The sequence below is a fragment of the Tabrizicola sp. genome (assembly GCF_041911175.1).
Classification (GTDB): Bacteria; Pseudomonadota; Alphaproteobacteria; order Rhodobacterales; family Rhodobacteraceae; genus Tabrizicola.
In genome coordinates this window covers 1-17,370 of the sequence record NZ_JAYRPN010000061.1, presented here as the reverse complement: position 1 = coordinate 17,370, position 17,370 = coordinate 1, and the positions used below count along the sequence as shown (strand labels likewise).

The 17,370-nt window shown below is 65.6% G+C and carries 19 protein-coding genes; 15 read left to right on the top strand and 4 right to left on the bottom strand.

Features of this window, described 5'->3' with window-relative positions; all coding sequences use genetic code 11:
* The 11 genes from ACE3P6_RS08125 to ACE3P6_RS08075 form a co-directional block, all read left to right on the top strand.
* A partial coding sequence (locus ACE3P6_RS08125) for a substrate-binding periplasmic protein (protein WP_374393598.1) occupies window positions 1–335 on the top strand: 335 nt, incomplete at its 5' end.
* A 35-nt stretch (window positions 336–370) separates the two neighbouring features.
* On the top strand, window positions 371–1,126 hold the full coding sequence (locus ACE3P6_RS08120; RefSeq protein ID WP_374370956.1) for a transporter substrate-binding domain-containing protein: 756 nt from the start codon (window positions 371–373) through the stop codon (window positions 1,124–1,126).
* Between the two features lie 57 nt (window positions 1,127–1,183).
* Window positions 1,184–2,062: an ABC transporter permease gene (locus ACE3P6_RS08115; RefSeq protein ID WP_374393595.1), complete on the top strand. Its 879-nt coding sequence runs from the start codon at window positions 1,184–1,186 to the stop codon at window positions 2,060–2,062.
* 2 nt (window positions 2,063–2,064) lie between these two features.
* The gene (locus tag ACE3P6_RS08110) at window positions 2,065–2,892 is read left to right on the top strand and encodes an ABC transporter permease (RefSeq protein ID WP_374393601.1); all 828 of its coding nucleotides are present in this window, start codon (window positions 2,065–2,067) and stop codon (window positions 2,890–2,892) included.
* A gap of 187 nt (window positions 2,893–3,079) precedes the next feature.
* Window positions 3,080–4,414, top strand: coding sequence for a glutamine synthetase family protein (locus ACE3P6_RS08105; protein WP_374393592.1), 1,335 nt, complete (start codon window positions 3,080–3,082; stop codon window positions 4,412–4,414).
* Between the two features lie 139 nt (window positions 4,415–4,553).
* A complete protein-coding gene (locus ACE3P6_RS08100; RefSeq protein ID WP_374393590.1) occupies window positions 4,554–5,261 on the top strand; it encodes a type 1 glutamine amidotransferase in 708 nt (235 codons plus the stop codon).
* A gap of 36 nt (window positions 5,262–5,297) precedes the next feature.
* Window positions 5,298–6,653: a glutamine synthetase family protein gene (locus ACE3P6_RS08095; RefSeq protein ID WP_374370964.1), complete on the top strand. Its 1,356-nt coding sequence runs from the start codon at window positions 5,298–5,300 to the stop codon at window positions 6,651–6,653.
* The gene (locus ACE3P6_RS08090; RefSeq protein ID WP_374393588.1) at window positions 6,653–7,957 is read left to right on the top strand and encodes an NAD(P)/FAD-dependent oxidoreductase; all 1,305 of its coding nucleotides are present in this window, start codon (window positions 6,653–6,655) and stop codon (window positions 7,955–7,957) included. Before ACE3P6_RS08095 ends, ACE3P6_RS08090 begins: the two co-directional genes overlap by 1 nt.
* 106 nt (window positions 7,958–8,063) lie before the next feature.
* The gene (gene dnaG, locus ACE3P6_RS08085; RefSeq protein WP_374393586.1) at window positions 8,064–9,995 is read left to right on the top strand and encodes a DNA primase; all 1,932 of its coding nucleotides are present in this window, start codon (window positions 8,064–8,066) and stop codon (window positions 9,993–9,995) included.
* A gap of 91 nt (window positions 9,996–10,086) precedes the next feature.
* Window positions 10,087–12,081: an RNA polymerase sigma factor RpoD gene (gene rpoD / locus ACE3P6_RS08080; protein WP_374393583.1), complete on the top strand. Its 1,995-nt coding sequence runs from the start codon at window positions 10,087–10,089 to the stop codon at window positions 12,079–12,081.
* A gap of 16 nt (window positions 12,082–12,097) precedes the next feature.
* On the top strand, window positions 12,098–12,673 hold the full coding sequence (locus ACE3P6_RS08075) for a hypothetical protein (RefSeq protein WP_374393581.1): 576 nt from the start codon (window positions 12,098–12,100) through the stop codon (window positions 12,671–12,673).
* A 6-nt stretch (window positions 12,674–12,679) separates the two neighbouring features.
* Here ACE3P6_RS08075 and ACE3P6_RS08070 read toward each other — a convergent pair whose 3' ends face one another.
* Both ACE3P6_RS08070 and ACE3P6_RS08065 read right to left on the bottom strand, forming a co-directional pair.
* A complete protein-coding gene (locus tag ACE3P6_RS08070) occupies window positions 12,680–12,886 on the bottom strand; it encodes a type II toxin-antitoxin system HicB family antitoxin (RefSeq protein WP_374393579.1) in 207 nt (68 codons plus the stop codon).
* Between the two features lies 1 nt (window position 12,887).
* Window positions 12,888–13,088, bottom strand: a complete 201-nt coding sequence (locus ACE3P6_RS08065) for a type II toxin-antitoxin system HicA family toxin (protein WP_374393577.1) — start codon at window positions 13,086–13,088, stop codon at window positions 12,888–12,890.
* Window positions 13,089–13,221: 133 nt separating this feature from the next.
* Here ACE3P6_RS08065 and ACE3P6_RS08060 point away from each other — a divergent pair, with 133 nt between their 5' ends.
* Window positions 13,222–13,524: a hypothetical protein gene (locus ACE3P6_RS08060; protein WP_374393575.1), complete on the top strand. Its 303-nt coding sequence runs from the start codon at window positions 13,222–13,224 to the stop codon at window positions 13,522–13,524.
* Between the two features lie 105 nt (window positions 13,525–13,629).
* Window positions 13,630–14,097, top strand: a complete 468-nt coding sequence (locus ACE3P6_RS08055) for a hypothetical protein (protein ID WP_374393573.1) — start codon at window positions 13,630–13,632, stop codon at window positions 14,095–14,097.
* Here the strand turns inward: ACE3P6_RS08055 and ACE3P6_RS08050 are convergent.
* Together ACE3P6_RS08050 and yghX are read right to left on the bottom strand one after the other, a co-directional pair.
* A complete protein-coding gene (locus ACE3P6_RS08050; protein WP_374393571.1) occupies window positions 14,094–14,966 on the bottom strand; it encodes a glycosyltransferase family 2 protein in 873 nt (290 codons plus the stop codon). The two genes, ACE3P6_RS08055 and ACE3P6_RS08050, sit on opposite strands and share 4 nt — an antisense overlap.
* 51 nt (window positions 14,967–15,017) lie before the next feature.
* A complete protein-coding gene (gene yghX / locus ACE3P6_RS08045) occupies window positions 15,018–15,917 on the bottom strand; it encodes a YghX family hydrolase (protein ID WP_374393569.1) in 900 nt (299 codons plus the stop codon).
* A 223-nt stretch (window positions 15,918–16,140) separates the two neighbouring features.
* Between yghX and nrdR the strand changes: the two genes are divergently transcribed.
* Together nrdR and ribD are read left to right on the top strand one after the other, a co-directional pair.
* On the top strand, window positions 16,141–16,608 hold the full coding sequence (nrdR, locus tag ACE3P6_RS08040; RefSeq protein ID WP_128514091.1) for a transcriptional regulator NrdR: 468 nt from the start codon (window positions 16,141–16,143) through the stop codon (window positions 16,606–16,608).
* Between the two features lie 26 nt (window positions 16,609–16,634).
* Window positions 16,635–17,370, top strand: a 736-nt coding sequence (gene ribD / locus ACE3P6_RS08035) for a bifunctional diaminohydroxyphosphoribosylaminopyrimidine deaminase/5-amino-6-(5-phosphoribosylamino)uracil reductase RibD (protein ID WP_374393566.1), incomplete at its 3' end; no start/stop codon positions are given.

Below are 17,370 nucleotides of genomic sequence, written 5' to 3'. Positions count from 1 at the left end.
TGACCGCCGTGCAATCGGGAACCATGCAGGAAGCCCACCTGCGCCGGATGGGCTACCGGCACCTGATCTTCACGACCGAGCCCGAGGTGCTGGCCGCCCTCGTCGCGGGCCAGGTCGATCTCGCGCTTGGCCCGTTCGAGACCCGCGCCGACATCCGCGACTTCATCGCAGAGTACGGCTTCGACTACCTCTATTCCGAGACGATCCCCGACGAAGGCGTCGCGATGGCGGTCTGCAAGGGCAATACGGCGCTTCTTGCCTCGCTGAATATCGCGCTGGACGGCATCCGCGACGACGGGACACTTGCAAGCCTTGAAAACCGCTGGTTCGAATGAACCGCATAACCATCCGACGCAAAGGGAGACAAAGGATGAAAAGACTGCTGATCGCAACCGCACTGGTGGCCGCCTCGGGCGCCGCCCATGCGCAGGACGTTGTCCGCCTGGGGACCGAGGGCGCCTACCCTCCCTACAACTTCATCAACGACGCCGGCGAAGTGGCGGGCTTCGAGCGCGAGTTCGGCGACGAGCTGTGCAAGCGCGCCGGGCTGACCTGCTCGTGGACCACCAACGACTGGGATTCGATCATCCCGAACCTGCAGTCGGGCAACTATGACGTGATCATCGCCGGCATGTCGATCACGGCCGAGCGGCAGGAGATCGTCGACTTCAGCCAGGCCTACCTGCAGCCGACGCCGTCGGCCTACCTGGCCCTGTCCAAGGACGTCGACCTGACGTCGGGCCCCGTCGCCGCGCAGACCTCGACCATCCAGGCCGCCTTCGTGGCCGAGAACGGGATGCAGGTGGTGGAATTCGCCACGCCCGAGGAAACCGTGGCCGCCGTGAAGAACGGCGAGGCGGTGGCCGTGCTCGCGGACAGCGACTACCTCAAGCCCATCGCCGATGAATCGGGCGGCCAGCTCGTGCTTCTCGACAAGACCGAATCCATCGGCGACGGCGTCGGCATGGCGTTCCGCAAGTCGGACAAGGAGCTGCATGACAAGTTCGACGCGGCGATCAAGTCGATGAAATGCGACGGCACGCTGGACGCGATGATCCAGAAGCCGGAATATTTCGGGCCGAACTCGCCGCTCGCCTGGGGCGACAAGGGCAAGGAAGGCTGCTAAGGCCTTGACGATCAGGGGGCGGGCCGAAGGGTCCGCCCCGCTGCAATGGGGGACAAGATGTTCGCAGCCTGCGCCGATCCGAAGTCGATCGAGGGCCTGACCTGGGCCGTGTGCTACCTGACCTCGGCGAAGCACGTCGATTTCTACTGGTCCTTCGTCACCGTGCTGGCGCTGCTGGCGATCACCGCGCCTGCCGCGCTTGGCATGGGCTTCATGGGCGCCACCGCCGCCCGGTCGCACATCGCGCCGGTCAGCTGGCTGGGCAAGATCTACATCTGGATGGTGCGCGGCGTGCCCGACATCATCTTCTTTCTGTTCTTCGTGATCGCGCTGGACCAGGGTATCGAATACGTCAAAAGCCTAGCGGTCTGCCCCGGCGGCGAATGGCCCTGGCAGGGGCTGGAGTTCCGCGTCTGTCCCGAAGCGAAGGTCCCGCTCGGCAATTCCCCTCCGATCTGGCACCAGCTTTACGGCTTCTTCCTTGCGGTCGTCACCTTTGCCATCGTCTTCGGCGCCTTCGTGGCGAACGTCATCTACGGCGCGATGAACGCCGTGCCGCGCGCGCAACTGGAAACCGCCGAGGCCTATGGCATGAGCCGTGGCCAGGTCTTCCGCCGCATCCTGGTGCCGCAGATGTGGATCTACGCGCTGCCGGGCCTCGGGAACCTGTGGATGATCCTGATCAAGGCCACGCCGCTGCTGTTCCTGCTGGGCGTCAAGGACATCGTCTACTACGCGCGCGAGCTGGGCGGGTCGAAGACCCAGGCCTACGAATATCCGCACGGCGACTGGCGGCTCTACTACTTCCTCGGCCTCATGGTCTTCTACCTGGTCTTTACCCGGGTTTCCGAAATCGGCATCGGCAAGCTGACGCGCAGGCTCAGCCACGGCCAGGCCACGGCGGGCGGCGAAGCCCTGCGAAAGGCCGCAGCATGAGCATGACCTGCCTCGAGACCATCCAGGCCTATGGCCTGCGCTCCATCGGCCTTGGCGAGAACCTCTTGCCGAAGACCGACTTCACGCTTTGCCAGCAGTTCACCCTGATCGGGTCGGGGCTGATCTGGAACCTCTACTTCGGCGTGCTGGCGCTGTTCTTCGGCTTCTTCCTGGCCAATGCCATCGCGCTGGCGAAAACCGCCCGCAATCCCCTGATCCGCAAACCGGCGGAGTGGTTCGTCTTCGTCTTCCGCGGCTCGCCCTTGTTCATCCAGTTCTTCCTGGCCTACGAGGCGCTGGTCCTTCTGCCCAAAAGCGGCATCGACGTGCTGGGCGTCCACATCGACACCACCTGGACCACCCGCGCCTGGGCCGGGGCGCTGCTGGTGCTGTTCCTGAACACGGCCGCCTATGCTGCCGAGATCTTCTTCGGCGCGCTGAAATCCATCCCAAAGGGCGATCTGGAAGCCGCCGAGGCCTATGGCCTGACCGGCTGGAAGAAGTTCATCCGCATCGAATGGCCGACCATGCTGCGGCTTGGCTGGCCCGCCTACACCAACGAGGCGATCTTCCTCTTCCACGCCACGACGCTGGTCTATTTCTCGGGCTTCCCGGCCTTCGCGCAGAAGGGCGACGCGCTCTATTACGCGAACTACTTCGCCGACAAGACCTTCAACCCCTTCATCCCCTACCCGATCGTCGCCTTCTACTTCATCTGCCTGACCCTTCTGGTGACTTTCGTCTACGGCAAGGTGAACAAGCGGCTGAACCGGCACCTGCCCTCGAACACCCGCAGCAAAATTCGCTTGCGTCCGCAGCTAATCCGGTAGTAGGCTACTTTTGATCAAATTATCCGGGCACCCGCCCGGACCGCGGGACGGGCTTTCCGGGCCGCACCTGCGGAAGGCGATCAGAACCAAGGGAAGGACCAAGGGCATGGTCCGAACTTGCGCATCAGGCGGGCGCCTTGCGGCGTCCCGGGCGCGGGGTCCGTGCTCTTCCTGAAGCACTATGACGATGAAAGATTACCTCAGAAAGCACCCCGACGTGCGGACCATTCGCGTGGCCGCCGCCGACCTGAACGGTCAGGCGCGCGGCAAGCGCGTGCCCGCCCGCTTCGCCGAAAAGGTCGTGAAGGACGGAACAAGGTTCCCCTTCTCGGTCCTGAACCTCGACATCTGGGGCGAGGATATCGACGACAGCCCGCTGGTCTTCGAACAGGGCGACGCCGATGGCGTGCTGAAGCCCACCGAACGCGGCTTCATGCCGATGCCCTGGCTGGAGGCGCCGACCGCGCTCCTCCCGATCTGGATGTTCCGCGAGAACGGCCAGCCCTACGACGGCGACCCGCGCCACGTCCTGAACATGGTCGTGCAGCGCTACAAGGCCAAGGGCCTGACCCCGGTCTGCGCGATGGAGCTGGAATTCTTCCTGATCGACGATTCCGGCAAGACCATGCAGGTCCCCGCCTCGCCCCGGTCAGGCAAGCGCCGCAAGGCGGCCGAGACGCTGTCGATCCGCGCACTCGACGCCTTCGACACCTTCTTCACCGACCTCTACGACGCCTGCGAGGCGATGGACATTCCCGCCGACACCACCACCTCGGAAACCGGCCTCGGCCAGTTCGAGGTCAACCTGATGCATTGCGACGACGCGCTGCGCGCCGCCGACGATGCCTGGCTCTTCAAGATGCTGGTGAAAGGCCTGGCGCGTCGCCACGGCTTTGCCGCCAGCTTCATGGCGAAACCCTATGCCGATTACTCCGGGTCGGGCCTGCACACCCATTTTTCGATCCTCGACGAAAAGGGCGACAACATCTTCGATTCCGGCGGTCCCAAGGGCACCGCGCAACTGCGCCACGCCGTTGCCGGGTGCCTGGCGGCGATGCACGACTCGACGCTGCTCTTCGCGCCGCATTTCAACAGCTACGAACGCCTGGTGCCCGACAAGCACGCGCCCACGGCGATCTCCTGGGGCTACGAGAACCGCACCGCCGCGATCCGCATTCCGGCGGGCAACCCCTCAGCCCGGCGGATCGAGCATCGCGTGGCAGGCGGCGACGTGAACCCCTACCTGATGCTCGCCGCGATCCTCGGGGCCGCGCTGACCGGCCTGGAAGACGAGATGGAGCCGCCGCCCGCCGTCACCGGCAATGCCTATGCGATGGACCTGCCGCAAATCCCCGACACCTGGGAAGGCGCGATCGACGCGTTCGAACATTCCGACGTGCTCTACCGCTTCCTGCCGAAGGAACTGGTGCGGAACCTGGTGCAGACCAAGCGACAGGAGCTGCACTACCTCGCGGAACTGACCCCGGAGGAACGGGTGGAACTGTACCTCGATACCGTCTGACCGCTCCTCGGTTGCCGTCGGCCCTCATCGCAGCACCCTGCGAGGAGAAGCCGAAGGCGAACGACGAGCCCCCCAAGCATACCCCTTGACCAAAGCCCCCCGACGCACCCACCTTGAAGAAAACCGAAGGGACCAGAAGATGCAGATCGGCATCCTCCAGACCGGCGAAAGCCCCGACGCGCTGCGCGCCGACATGGGCGACTACCCGGATTTCTTCGAGACCCTGCTGGCCGGGCGCGGCCTGACCTTCCGCCGCTGGGCGGTGCTGCGGAACGACTTCCCGGCTTCGGTCACCGACTGCGACGGCTGGCTCATCACCGGCTCGCGCTTCGGGGCCTATGAACCGCACGACTGGATTCCGCCGCTGGAGGATTTCATCCGCGCCGCCTATGCCGCGCATGTCCCGATGGTCGGCATCTGCTTCGGCCACCAGATCATCGCGCAGGCGATGGGCGGCAAGGTCGAGAAATACGCGGGCGGCTGGTCGGTCGGTCCGACCGAATACGACTTCGGCGACCAGAGCTACACGCTCAACGCCTGGCACCAGGACCAGGTGGTGCAGAAGCCCGAGATGGCGAAGGTCCTCAGCTCCACCGCCTTCTGCCAGAACGCGGCGCTGCTCTACGACGACCGCATGTTTTCCGTCCAGCCCCACCCCGAATTCCGCAAGGAGTTCATGGAAGGGCTGATCAAGTACCGGGGGCCGGGTCTGGTCCCCGACGCGATCCTTGCCGATGCGACAGCCCGCATCGAGACGCCCCTCGACAGCCCGTCGATGGCCGACCGGATCGCGGATTTCTTCCTGACCCACCAAGCCAAATCCGGGGCCGAGAAGCTCCGCGCCTGACGGTGCGGGGGCCACCCCCCAAGAAACGTGTGACATATGTCCAAATGGACCGACCAGCTGCCCGAGGCAGCGCGCGACTACATCGGCAACCGCCGGGTAGACGAAGTGGAATGCATCATCGGCGACATCGCCGGAGTGGCGCGCGGCAAGGCGATGCCTGCCGCGAAATTCGCCAAGCAGACCAATTACTTCCTTCCGAATTCGATCTTCCTGCAAACCATCACCGGCGAATGGGCCGACAACCCCTTTGACGCCTTCACTGAACCCGACATGATCCTGGAACCGGACTGGTCCACCGCCACCGCCGCGCCCTGGACCGCCGACACCACGCTTCAGGTGATCCACGACGCGAAGGACCAGCAGGGCAACCCGGTGGGCTTCTCGCCCCGCAACGTGTTGCGCCGGATCGTCGACCTCTACGCCGCGCAAGGCTGGAAGCCCGTCGTCGCGCCCGAGATGGAATTCTTCCTGACCGCCCGCAACATCGACCCCAACATGCCGGTGATCCCGCCGATGGGCCGCTCCGGCCGCCGGGCCGCTGGCAAGCAGGCCTATTCGCTTTCGGCCGTCGACGAATACGGCAAGGTCATCGACGACATCTACGACTTCGCCGAAGCGCAGGGCCTTGAAATCGACGGCATCCTGCAAGAAGGCGGTGCCGGGCAGATCGAGCTGAACCTCGCCCACGGCGATCCGGTCCGGCTGGCCGACGACGTGTTCTTCTTCAAGCGCCTGATCCGCGAGGCGGCGCTGCGCCACGACTGCTTCGCCACCTTCATGGCCAAGCCCATCGCCGGGGAACCCGGCAGCGCGATGCATATCCATACCTCGGTCGTGGACACCAAGACCGGCAAGAACATCTTCGCCGGTCCCAAGGGCGTGGAAACCGAAGCCTTCCTGCATTTCATCGGCGGCTTGCAGAAGCACCTCGGCGCCGCCGTGGCCCTCTTCGCACCCTACGTCAACAGCTACCGCCGCTACGTCCCCGACTTCGCCGCCCCGATCAACCTGGAATGGGGCCGCGACAACCGCACCACGGGCCTGCGCATCCCGATCTCCGGCTCTGCTGCGCGACGGGTGGAAAACCGCCTGCCCGGCATGGACTGCAACCCCTATCTCGGCATCGCCTCAACCCTCGCCTGCGGCTACCTGGGCCTGATGAACAAGGTCCAGGCCCGCCCGGAATTCTCGGGTTCCGCCTATATCGACAACGAGGACATCCCGGCGAACCTTGGCGATGCCCTGGACATGCTGGAAGAGGACACCGCGCTGCACGAGGTGATGGGCGTCGAATTCATCAAGGTCTACGACAGCGTAAAGCGGAACGAATACAAGGAGTTCCTGCAAGTCATCAGCCCGTGGGAGAGGGAGCACCTGCTCCTCAACGTCTGATGGTCAACCTATTGCACGCAAATGACCGGCGGGGCGAATACCCCGCCAGCTACTACGCCGCGACCGCCGCACCGATCGACCGCTTCCCGATCCTGAAGGGCGCGACCAAGGCCGATGTCTGCGTCGTCGGTGGCGGCTACACCGGCCTCTCCGCCGCCCTGCATCTGGCACAGAAGGGCTTCGACGTGGTCCTTCTCGAAGCCCATCGCGTCGGCTTCGGTGCGAGCGGTCGCAACGGCGGGCAGGTCGGCAGCGGCCAGCGGCAGGATCAGGTCTGGATCGAGAAGACCGTGGGCCGCGAGAACGCCCACCGGCTCTGGGACCTGGCCGAGGAAGCCAAGACCCTGGTCAAGACGCTGGTCAAGGACCACGCGATGCCGGTGACCTTCCACCCCGGCATCGCCCACGCCTGCCGGACGGAAGCAGAGGTCCGCGAAACCCATGCCTATGCCGAGAAGCTCAACCGCGACTACGGCTACAGCCACCTCGAACCGCTCGACCGCGCGGGCATCCGGCGGCTTATCGGCTCCACCGACTATGTCGGCGGCGAGGTCGACCGGGATGCGGGCTACCTGCACCCGCTGAACTACGCCATCGGCCTTGCGCAAGCCGCGGCGAAGGCTGGGGTCCGCATCCATGAACTGTCGGAGGTCCACCGGGTCGAACCCGGCGCGCGCCCGGTGGTCCGCACGCCCTCGGGCCATGTCGACTGCGCTACGGTGATCCTGGCGGGCAACGGCTACCTTGGCCAGCTGAACGAGAAGGTTGCGGCAAAAGTCATGCCGATCAACAACTTCATCGTCGCAACTGAACCTTTGGGTGACGCAGCGAAGGACATCCTCTCCGAACCCGTCGCCGTGGCGGACACCCGTTTCGTCGTCAACTACTGGCACCTCAGCGAGGACAACCGCCTGCTTTTCGGCGGTGGCGAAAGCTATGGCTACCGCTTCCCCGACATCATCAGGACGGTGTCGAAACCCATGCTCCAGGTCTACCCGCAACTGGCGAAGACCCGGATCGACTACGCCTGGGGGGGGACGCTGGCGATCACCGTCAACCGGATGCCCTGCTTCACGAGGCCCGGCCAGAACATCCTGTCCGCCTCCGGCTACTCCGGCCACGGCGTCGCGATGGCGACGCTGGCGGGCAAGCTGATGGCCGAGGCGACGGCGGGCCAGATGGAACGCTTCGACCTGATGGCAAGCCTGCCGCAACACCGCTTCCCCGGTGGCGCGGCCTTGCGCTGGCCGCTCCTCGTGACCGCGATGACCTGGTTCTCGATGCGTGACCGGCTGGGGCTTTGACCCCCTTAGCGGGGGTTTCACACCCCCGCACCCCCGTGGGATATTTTGCCCAGTATGAAGGCCTGAGGGGCCTGACCTTGGCGTCGGTTCTGCTATAAGCGGGTTCATGTCCCTGCCGAACGGATTCCTCGACGAGCTTCGCACCCGCGTCACGCTGTCCGCCATCGTGGGCCGCAAGGTCACCTGGGACATGCGCAAGTCGAACATGGCCAAGGGCGACTTCTGGGCGCCCTGCCCCTTCCACCAGGAAAAATCCGCCAGCTTCCACGTCGATGACCGCAAGGGCTACTATTACTGCTTCGGCTGCCACGCGAAGGGCGATGCCGTCACCTTCGTGAAGGAAGCCGAAAACCTCGGCTTCATGGAGGCGGTGGAGGTCCTGGCCCGCGAAGCCGGGATGACGATGCCCGCCCGCGACCCCAAGGCCGCCGAGCGCGCCGACCGGCGGACACTGCTCCAGCAGGTCATCGACGAGGCCGTCAAGTTCTACCGCCTGCAGCTGAAGACCGCCGCAGGCTCCGCCGCCCGCACCTACCTTGCCCAGAAGCGCCGCCTGACCGAGGCCGCCTGGGACCGCTGGGACATCGGCTGGTCCCCCGACAACGCGCAAGGAGCGGTCGAGCATCTTCGCGCCAAAGGCATCTCCGAAGACCTGATGGTGGCCTCCGGCGTCGTCGCCAAATCCGACTCGGGCCGCCTCTACGACCGCTTCCACGCCCGCATCATCTTCCCGATCCGCGACGCCCGCGGTCGGGTCATCAGCCTTGGCGGACGCAGCCTCGACCCCACCGCCCGCGCGAAATACCTGAACGGGCCAGAGACCGACCTCTTCGACAAGGGCCGCAATCTCTTCAACCACGCCCCCGCACGGGAAGCCGCAGGCAAGGGCCAGACGCTGATCGTCGCCGAAGGCTACATGGACGTGATCGCCCTCTCGGAAGCCGGGTTCAAGGCCGCCGTCGCCCCCCTTGGCACCGCCGTCACCGAAGACCAGCTCCGCCTGATCTGGCGCATCAGTGACGAACCCGTCATCGCGCTCGACGGCGACACCGCAGGCCTCCGCGCAGCGCAGCGGGTGATCGACCTCGCGCTCCCCATGCTGGAGGCCGGAAAGGCGCTGCGCTTCGCGATCCTCCCCGGCGGGATGGACCCCGACGACCTGATCAAGGCGCAAGGCGCCCCCGCCATGCAAGCGGTGCTCGACGGGGCCAAGCCGATGGTCCAGCTGCTCTGGCAGCGCGAAACCGAGGGCCGCGTCTTCGACAGCCCCGAACGCCGCGCCGCCCTGGACAAGACCCTCCGCGCCCACCTCGCCCGCATCACCGACCCCTCGATCCGCAGCCACTACGCCGAGGAGATGAAGCGCCTGCGCCTCGACCTCTTCGGCACCGCCCAGGCCCGCCCTTTCCAGCCCGGCCCCTTCCGCCCCGGTCGCGGCAAGTTCGCCCCCCCCGGCGGCGCGCTGGCCACCACCCGCTCCTCGCTCCTCGCGCAAGCCCAGGGCCCGGTCGAGGAAGCCCTGCGCGAGGCGGTGATCCTCGCCACCCTCATCCTGCACCCCGCGCTGATCCACCGCTTCGAAACCGCGCTGGAACGGCTGGACCTGACCGGCGACGACCACGACACGCTGCGCCAGATGATCCTTGCGGGCGCCGACATGCCCGACCTGCACGCCAAGATCGCCCAGTCCGCGCCCACCGCCCTTGACGCCGTCCTCTCGCGCCCCCATGTCGCCATCGCACCCCCGGTCCGCAACCGGCAGGACGACGACCTCGCCGCCCTCTGCCTTGCCGAGGAACTGGCCAAGCTGGAAGCCCGCCGGGGCGCGCGCCGCGAGATCGAAGACGCGATGGAGGATATGGACGGCCTTCCCGACGAAGGCCTGACCTGGCGCCTGTCCCAGGCCGCCGAAGCCCGCCACCGCTCGGAAAAAAGCGGCCAGAACGACAGTTCCGACCTCGGCGAAGACCGGGCCGCGCTGTCAAGACAATTGCAACGCCTGATCGACGATCAGGTCTGGGTCAAGAAGAACCGCTGATTCGCCCTTTCCCCCGCCCTGATTCGCGCTATTGAGTCGAACCAGCCCCCGCCTTGATTCGCATATCCCCGATTCGCCCCACGGAGACCACATGGCCCTCAAGGACACCGACGACGCCAAGCCGGAAGCCGAAGACGCGGATGTCTCGCTCGACATGAGCCAGGCCGCAGTCAAGAAGATGATCGCCGACGCGCGCGAACGCGGCTACATCACCTATGACCAGCTGAACACCGTCCTGCCGCCGGAACAGGTGTCCTCGGAACAGATCGAGGACGTGATGTCGATGCTGTCCGAAATGGGCATCAACATCATCGAGGACGAAGAGGTCGAGGAAGGCGAGGCCGCGCCTGCGGGCGAGCTGGTCGAAACCTCCACCAGCCGCGAGATCGCGGTCGCGGGCACCACCACCGAAACGCTCGACCGCACCGACGACCCGGTGCGGATGTACCTGCGCGAGATGGGCTCGGTCGAACTCCTCAGCCGCGAGGGCGAGATCGCCATCGCCAAGCGGATCGAGGCCGGCCGCAACACGATGATCGCGGGGCTGTGTGAATCGCCCCTGACCTTCCAGGCCATCATCATCTGGCGCGACGAACTGCTGTCGGAAGAAATCCTCCTCCGCGACGTGATCGACCTTGAAGCCACCTTCGGCCGCAGCCTCGACGGCGAGGAAGGCGAGCTGGACGGCCCCGCGCTGGACGAAGTCGGCGTCGGCGCCGCCCCGCGCGGCCCCAGCGCCGCCGAGCCGGAGCTTGATGCCGACGGCAACCCGATCATGGCCGAGATGGACGAGGACGAGGATGACGAAGCCTCGAACATGTCGCTGGCCGCGATGGAAGCCGCGCTGAAGCCGCGCGTCCTCGAAACGCTGGACCTGATCGCGCGGGACTACGACAAGCTGGCCGACATGCAGGAAAGCCGGATGAACGCGACGCTGTCGTCGTCCCAGCGCTTCTCCACCGCCGACGAGGCCGCCTACCAGAAGCTGCGGTCGGAAATCGTGCTCTTGGTCAACGAGCTGCACCTGAACAACTCCCGGATCGAGGCGCTGATCGACCAGCTCTACGGCATCAACAAGCGCATCATGTCGATCAACTCCGGCATGGTGAAGCTGGCCGACGCCGCGCGGATCAACCGGCAGGAATTCATCCAGGAATATCAGGGCTATGAGCTTGACCCGACCTGGCTCGACCGCATGGCCGCCAAGGCTGGTCGCGGCTGGCAGGCGCTGATCGAACGCTCGCGCGACAAGGTGGAAGAACTGCGCGCCGAAATGGCGCAGGTCGGCCAATATGTCGGCGTCGACATCTCGGAATTCCGCCGGATCGTGAACCAGGTCCAGAAGGGCGAGAAAGAGGCGCGCCAGGCCAAGAAGGAAATGGTCGAGGCCAACCTGCGGCTGGTGATCTCCATCGCCAAGAAATACACCAACCGGGGCCTGCAATTCCTGGACCTGATCCAGGAGGGCAACATCGGCCTGATGAAGGCGGTCGACAAATTCGAATACCGCCGCGGCTACAAGTTCAGCACCTACGCGACCTGGTGGATCCGGCAGGCGATCACCCGGTCGATTGCCGACCAGGCCCGCACGATCCGTATTCCCGTGCATATGATCGAGACGATCAACAAACTGGTCCGCACCGGCCGCCAGATGCTGCACGAAATCGGCCGCGAACCCACGCCCGAGGAACTGGCAGAAAAGCTGCAGATGCCGCTGGAAAAGGTCCGCAAGGTGATGAAGATCGCCAAGGAACCGATTTCCCTCGAGACGCCCATCGGGGACGAGGAAGACAGCCAGCTCGGCGACTTCATCGAGGACAAGAATGCGATCCTGCCCTTGGACAGCGCCATTCAGGAGAACCTGAAGGAAACCACGACCCGCGTGCTGGCCTCGCTGACACCGCGCGAGGAGAGGGTTTTGCGGATGCGCTTCGGGATCGGGATGAACACGGATCATACGCTGGAAGAGGTCGGCCAGCAGTTCTCGGTGACGCGGGAACGGATCCGGCAGATCGAGGCGAAGGCGCTTCGGAAGCTGAAGCATCCGTCGCGGTCGAGGAAGCTGCGGAGCTTCTTGGATCAGTAGAGCGGACGTATTCCCGATGGCTGCGGCATTCTCGGTCGAACCGAATGTCTACCTTCGTAGGCTGCTCGGAGTGGTAGCTGTCATCATGCTGGTTGGCGGATTACCGTTGTTCGCCCGGATAGCGGGTTTCCAGTTCTTGCCGACGGAGGACTGGGTTCGCCGCGTCTGGTGGGTGGCGCTGTCGGTTGGCATCTTCTTTGCAGTTGTGCCGACTATTGTCTATGCACGCGGCTGGTCCCGCATGGCGCCCGAAGATTCATCGGTGAAGCATGTCTTCGTGTTGATCTTCATGCCCTTTCTTGGTGTCAGCATTGGCATGGATTCCGTCCTCGCAGGCGGACCACTCATCTATACCGCGCTGGCTGGCCACCCGGCCGAAACTCGTTTCGTCGTGGCTCGGGCCGAAGGTTTCAGCGACAGAAAATGCCGAAACAAGATCGAACTGAAAGACATGCCGTTTATGTATGACGCGCTATGCGGATTTCCCAAGGACTTTCGCGATAGCCTCCCCCCTGGGCAGACACTCATCGTCTCGGGGCGAGGCTCCTTCGCGGGGACATTTATCTCTTCAGTGCGAGTGGCGGAGCAATAACGCCCCCTACACCTCCACCCACTCCACCACGCTCTCCGCCCCCGGCACCGGCTCGCCCCCTTCGCGCAGGCCCTCCAGATGGAACGGAATTACCTCCGCCAGCGCCGCCTTGACCTTGGCAATTGTCGCGCCGGCGGCCACGCAGCCCGGCAGGTCCAGGACATAACCAGAATACCCCTTCCCCGCCTTCTCGATCACAACGGCGTAGCGCATGTCAGTGCCCCTTCAACTTCGCTTGCTTCAAGATAGAGTTGAACGTCCCCGGCGCCAAGTCGTCGCTGTCCTTGCCCGCCACCGTGACCCGGCCCGGTTTGACCGGATGCTCGAACTGCCGATGACTGCCCCGCGTTGCGACAAGAACCCAACCGTCGTCGGCCAGCAAGCGGAGGACATATCTGATCTTGACCACGGGCACGACTGGTTCTCCAAAGGTTCGCCAACCAACCTTTGCCCACCACGGTTAACACCACCCTAACGCACCCCCAATCCCCCCGACTCACCCCATCCATGTTATCCTTCCTCCATTCAAACCCTGGGGAGGGGCCGCCATGACCGTGATGAACGTGGTGCACATGCGAGTGAAGCCGGGTATGGAAGAAGAATACATCCGCCTGCACAAGGATCTCGACGTTTCATCCTGGCAGGGCGGTCGCAACTTCTGGCTGGTCAAGACCGGCGAACGCAGCTTCATCGTCGTCGGCGAATGGGCCGACATGGACTCGATGGTCGCCGCACGACCGATGATGATCGCCAGCCTCGACAAGCTCCGCCCGATCCTCGAAGACCTCGGCGGCGGGCGCGGCGTGACCGAACCGTACTCGGGCGAGGTTGCCCTGCATCTCGGCGGCTGAAGCGCCAAGCTGACTGGCACGTCGAAGCCGGACACCCCGTCCGGACGCCCTACCTTGTGCCCGACAGACCGTCGTTCCAAACTCCGCCGAAACCGGAGACCGAACATGCGCGCCGCCCTCCTCCTCGCCCTCCTCGCCACCCCGGCCAGCGCCGCCTGCCAGGGCGACGAGGCCTTCTCCTGCCGGATCGGCAAGAAGACCCTGGAAGTCTGCTCCTGGAAAGGCGCGCTGATCTACAGCTACAGGCGCGAGGGCAAGCCGGAACTGACCATCGCCGAACCCCTTGAAACCGTCGCCTATACCCCCTGGCCGGGGATCGGCCGCGCGATCTGGGACACGGTCGCCTTCCGGAACGACGGCACCACCTACGAAGTCTGGACCTCCTTCGACAAGATGGACGAAAACGCCGTGCTGGAAGGCGGGGTCAACGTCATGCAGGGCGACAAGACACTGGCCAGCCTCACCTGCGACAAGGGCAGCGTCGTCCACAGCCTTGATCCGATCATGGACCTGAAATCCGGGATCGGCCAGTGCTGGTCCCCCGAAGCCCAGTCCTGGGGCAGCTGCAACTAGCCCGCCTCGACAAAGGGCCAGACCGGGAACTCCAGCCCCGCCGCCCGCAGCACCCGGCACAGCCGCAGGGCTTCCACCCGCATCGGACCGGACCGCTCCGCCAGCCAGATGTTCCGCACGCCCCCGGCGTCGAACCCGGCCAGCCGGGCGTCCAGCTTCGCCCGCTTCCGCTCGGGGAACTGCGAATTGGCATGGCCCCGCGCGCGCTTTTCCTCGAACTCCTGGCGCGATTTCACCGCATAATGGTGCAGCGCCGCGACCGCCACCTCCGGCGCGACCGTCGCCGTGAGCCCGTCGAAGACCGCATCCCGCCCCGAGGGCGTCACATAGCGCCCCTCGGCCACAGCGACCCGGTGGATGCCGGTCCCCGACAGCCGCTCCCGCCGCCCCAGCGCCTTGACCGTGCGGCTCTCCTTCGCACCTGAAGGCAGCGCATCGGTAAACCGCTCCACGACCGGCAGCGGCCGATAGGCCTGCTGCCCGCCACTGCCGAAGACGATCCAGTTGACCGCGATCGCAGACACATCCCCGTCGAACCGGGCAAGAAAGTCGCCAATCGTCGCATCCCGGTGCAGCACCAGGAACTCGTCCGCATCGAAGTACGCGATCCAGTCCGCGTCCGAATGCTTCCGAGCATGTTCATAGGCCAGCCGCTGCGGGCGCTCGCCCACCGTATGCGGCCAGTCCAGATGGACCAGTTCGCCCGCCTCGTCCAGCGCCCGGAGCACCTCGCTAGTCCCGTCGGTGCTCTCGTTGTCGTAGATCAGAAAATCGCTGAACCCCAGCGCCTTGTAATGCGCCAGCCATTCGACAATCCCCCGGATCTCGTTGCGGACGATGCCGCACAACGCAATGCGTTCCCCTGCCATGGCCGAGGTTCTAACCGGCCAACCCAAGGCCGATCAAGCAGCTCCCAAAGGTCAGCCCAGGTTCGCCTTGAAGAAGTCCAGCGTCCGCCCCCAGGCCAGCTCTGCCGCCGCCGCGTCATAACGGGGCGTCGTATCGTTGTGGAAGCCGTGGTTCACGCCGGGATAGATGAAGGCCTCATAGCGCACCCCCGCCGCCTTCAGCGCCGCCTCATACTCCGGCCAGCCCGCGTTGATCCGCTCGTCCAGCTCGGCATAATGGATCAAGAGCGGGCATTTGATCTTCGCCACATCCGCCGCCGCCGGTTGCCGGCCATAGAAGGGCACCGCCCCGGACAGCTCCGGAAAGGCCACCGCGCAGGCGTTCGCGACGCCCCCGCCATAGCAGAAGCCGACCACACCGACCTTGCCGGTCGAGGCCTCATGCGCCAACAACCATTCCACCCCGGCGAAGAAGTCGTTCATCAGCTTCGCCGGATCGACCGTCGCCTGCAGCTCCCGCCCCTTCTCGTCATCGCCGGGATAGCCCCCGACCGAGGTCAGCCCGTCCGGCGCGAGCACCAGGAACCCGGCCTGCCCCAGCCGCCGCGCCACATCCTCGATGTAAGGATTCAAGCCCCGGTTCTCATGCACCACCAGCACCGCCGGAAGCTTGCCCTCGGCCCCCGCCGGGCGCACCAGATAGCCGTTCACCGTGCCGTGCCCCTCTGGCGACGGGTAAGTCACCCGCTCCGCCACGATCCCCGGGTCATCCGCCGCCACCTGCTCTGCCAAAGCATAGTTGGGCGACAGCATGTTCAAGAGCATCGCCGCCGTCACGCCCCCCACCGCCCATCTTCCGGCCCGGTCCAGGAACTCGCGCTTGGAAATCTTCCCGTGGGCATAGAAATCGTACAGCTCCAGCAGCTCCTGATCGAAGTCCTTCGCCGTCATCCGCGTCATCGGCCGGTTCATCGGTGCCTCCTGTCGGTCGTGGAAAGCGCAAGGGTAACCCGGATGGCCCGCGACCCCGCACACGAAGGCGTGAGTCCCCGCCGCCACAGTCCAGCCCCCATATCCGGTGGGCCGATTATTGCACTTCCCGAAATCATCGGCCTGCCCCTATAGTCGGTGGCAAGGAACCGGGGGAACACCCGGCCTTGAGGCAGGACGACCAACAACAGCAAGGAGGGGGCCGATGCGCTGCCCATTCTGCGGCAACATCGACACGCAGGTGAAGGATTCCAGACCGGCCGAGGATCACGTCTCGATCCGCCGCCGCCGGTTCTGCCCGGCCTGCGGCGGCCGCTTCACCACCTACGAACGTGTCCAGCTGCGCGATCTCGTCGTCATCAAATCCTCCGGCAAGCGCGAGGATTTCGACCGCTCGAAACTGGAACGCTCGATCCGCATCGCGATGCAGAAGCGCCCGATCGACCCGGAACGCATCGACCAGATGATCTCGGGCATCGTCCGGCGGCTGGAGTCGCTCGGTGATACCGACATCTCCTCCAAGGTCATCGGCGAGATCGTGATGGAAAGCCTGGCCCGGATCGACACCGTGGCCTATGTCCGCTTCGCTTCTGTCTACAAGAACTTCCAGACGGCGGACGATTTCGACGGCTTTGTCAGCGAGCTTCGGCCCGGAGCCGCCGGGGAAGAGTGACCCCTCGTCCCGAGGATAGCGACCACATGGCCCGTGCCCTGCGCCTCGCCGCGCGGGGCCTTGGCAATACCTGGCCCAACCCTGCCGTGGGCTGCGTCATCGTGAAGGACGGGTTGATCGCCGGTCGCGGCTGGACCCAGCCGGGAGGCCGCCCCCACGCCGAGGTCCGCGCCCTTGAACAGGCCGGTGACGCGGCGCGCGGAGCCACCGCCTACGTCACCCTCGAACCCTGCGCCCACCACGGCCAGACCCCGCCCTGCGCCGAGGCCCTGATCGCCGCCAAGGTCGCCCGCGTGGTGACCGCCCTCACCGACCCCGACCCCCGCGTCTCCGGCAAGGGCCACGCGATGTTGCGGGCCGCCGGGATCGAAGTCACCGAAGGCGTCCTGACCCCAGAGGCCACCCGCCTCAACGCCGGTTTCCTGAAACGGGTCACGCAAGGCCTGCCCTTCGTCACCCTGAAACTCGCCGCCAGCCTCGACGGCCGCACCGCCACCGCCACCGGCGAGAGCCGCTGGATCACCGGCCCGGAAGCCCGCCGCAAGGTCCACGCCCTCCGCCTCAGCCACGACGCCGTCATGGTCGGCTCCGGCACCGCGCTCGCCGACGACCCCGACCTCACCGTCCGCGACCTCGGCGCCACGCACCAGCCCGTCCGCATCCTCCTCGACCGGATGCTGAAACACTCCCCCGCCAGCCGCCTCGGCCGCACCGCGAAGGACTACCCCGTCTGGCTCCTCCACGGCCCCCATGCGCCGAAGG

What these genes read in the sequence shown, in the direction of transcription:
- ACE3P6_RS08120 (WP_374370956.1), top strand. Translation starts at nt 371, where the DNA reads ATGAAAAGACTGCTGATCGCAACCGCACTGGTGGCCGCCTCGGGCGCC.
- ACE3P6_RS08115 (WP_374393595.1), top strand. Translation starts at nt 1,184, where the DNA reads ATGTTCGCAGCCTGCGCCGATCCGAAGTCGATCGAGGGCCTGACCTGG.
- ACE3P6_RS08110 (WP_374393601.1), top strand. Translation starts at nt 2,065, where the DNA reads ATGACCTGCCTCGAGACCATCCAGGCCTATGGCCTGCGCTCCATCGGC.
- ACE3P6_RS08105 (WP_374393592.1), top strand. Translation starts at nt 3,080, where the DNA reads ATGAAAGATTACCTCAGAAAGCACCCCGACGTGCGGACCATTCGCGTG.
- ACE3P6_RS08100 (WP_374393590.1), top strand. Translation starts at nt 4,554, where the DNA reads ATGCAGATCGGCATCCTCCAGACCGGCGAAAGCCCCGACGCGCTGCGC.
- ACE3P6_RS08095 (WP_374370964.1), top strand. Translation starts at nt 5,298, where the DNA reads ATGTCCAAATGGACCGACCAGCTGCCCGAGGCAGCGCGCGACTACATC.
- ACE3P6_RS08090 (WP_374393588.1), top strand. Translation starts at nt 6,653, where the DNA reads ATGGTCAACCTATTGCACGCAAATGACCGGCGGGGCGAATACCCCGCC.
- dnaG (WP_374393586.1), top strand. Translation starts at nt 8,064, where the DNA reads ATGTCCCTGCCGAACGGATTCCTCGACGAGCTTCGCACCCGCGTCACG.
- rpoD (WP_374393583.1), top strand. Translation starts at nt 10,087, where the DNA reads ATGGCCCTCAAGGACACCGACGACGCCAAGCCGGAAGCCGAAGACGCG.
- ACE3P6_RS08075 (WP_374393581.1), top strand. Translation starts at nt 12,098, where the DNA reads ATGGCTGCGGCATTCTCGGTCGAACCGAATGTCTACCTTCGTAGGCTG.
- ACE3P6_RS08070 (WP_374393579.1), bottom strand. Translation starts at nt 12,886, where the DNA reads ATGCGCTACGCCGTTGTGATCGAGAAGGCGGGGAAGGGGTATTCTGGT.
- ACE3P6_RS08060 (WP_374393575.1), top strand. Translation starts at nt 13,222, where the DNA reads ATGACCGTGATGAACGTGGTGCACATGCGAGTGAAGCCGGGTATGGAA.
- ACE3P6_RS08055 (WP_374393573.1), top strand. Translation starts at nt 13,630, where the DNA reads ATGCGCGCCGCCCTCCTCCTCGCCCTCCTCGCCACCCCGGCCAGCGCC.
- ACE3P6_RS08050 (WP_374393571.1), bottom strand. Translation starts at nt 14,966, where the DNA reads ATGGCAGGGGAACGCATTGCGTTGTGCGGCATCGTCCGCAACGAGATC.
- yghX (WP_374393569.1), bottom strand. Translation starts at nt 15,917, where the DNA reads ATGAACCGGCCGATGACGCGGATGACGGCGAAGGACTTCGATCAGGAG.
- nrdR (WP_128514091.1), top strand. Translation starts at nt 16,141, where the DNA reads ATGCGCTGCCCATTCTGCGGCAACATCGACACGCAGGTGAAGGATTCC.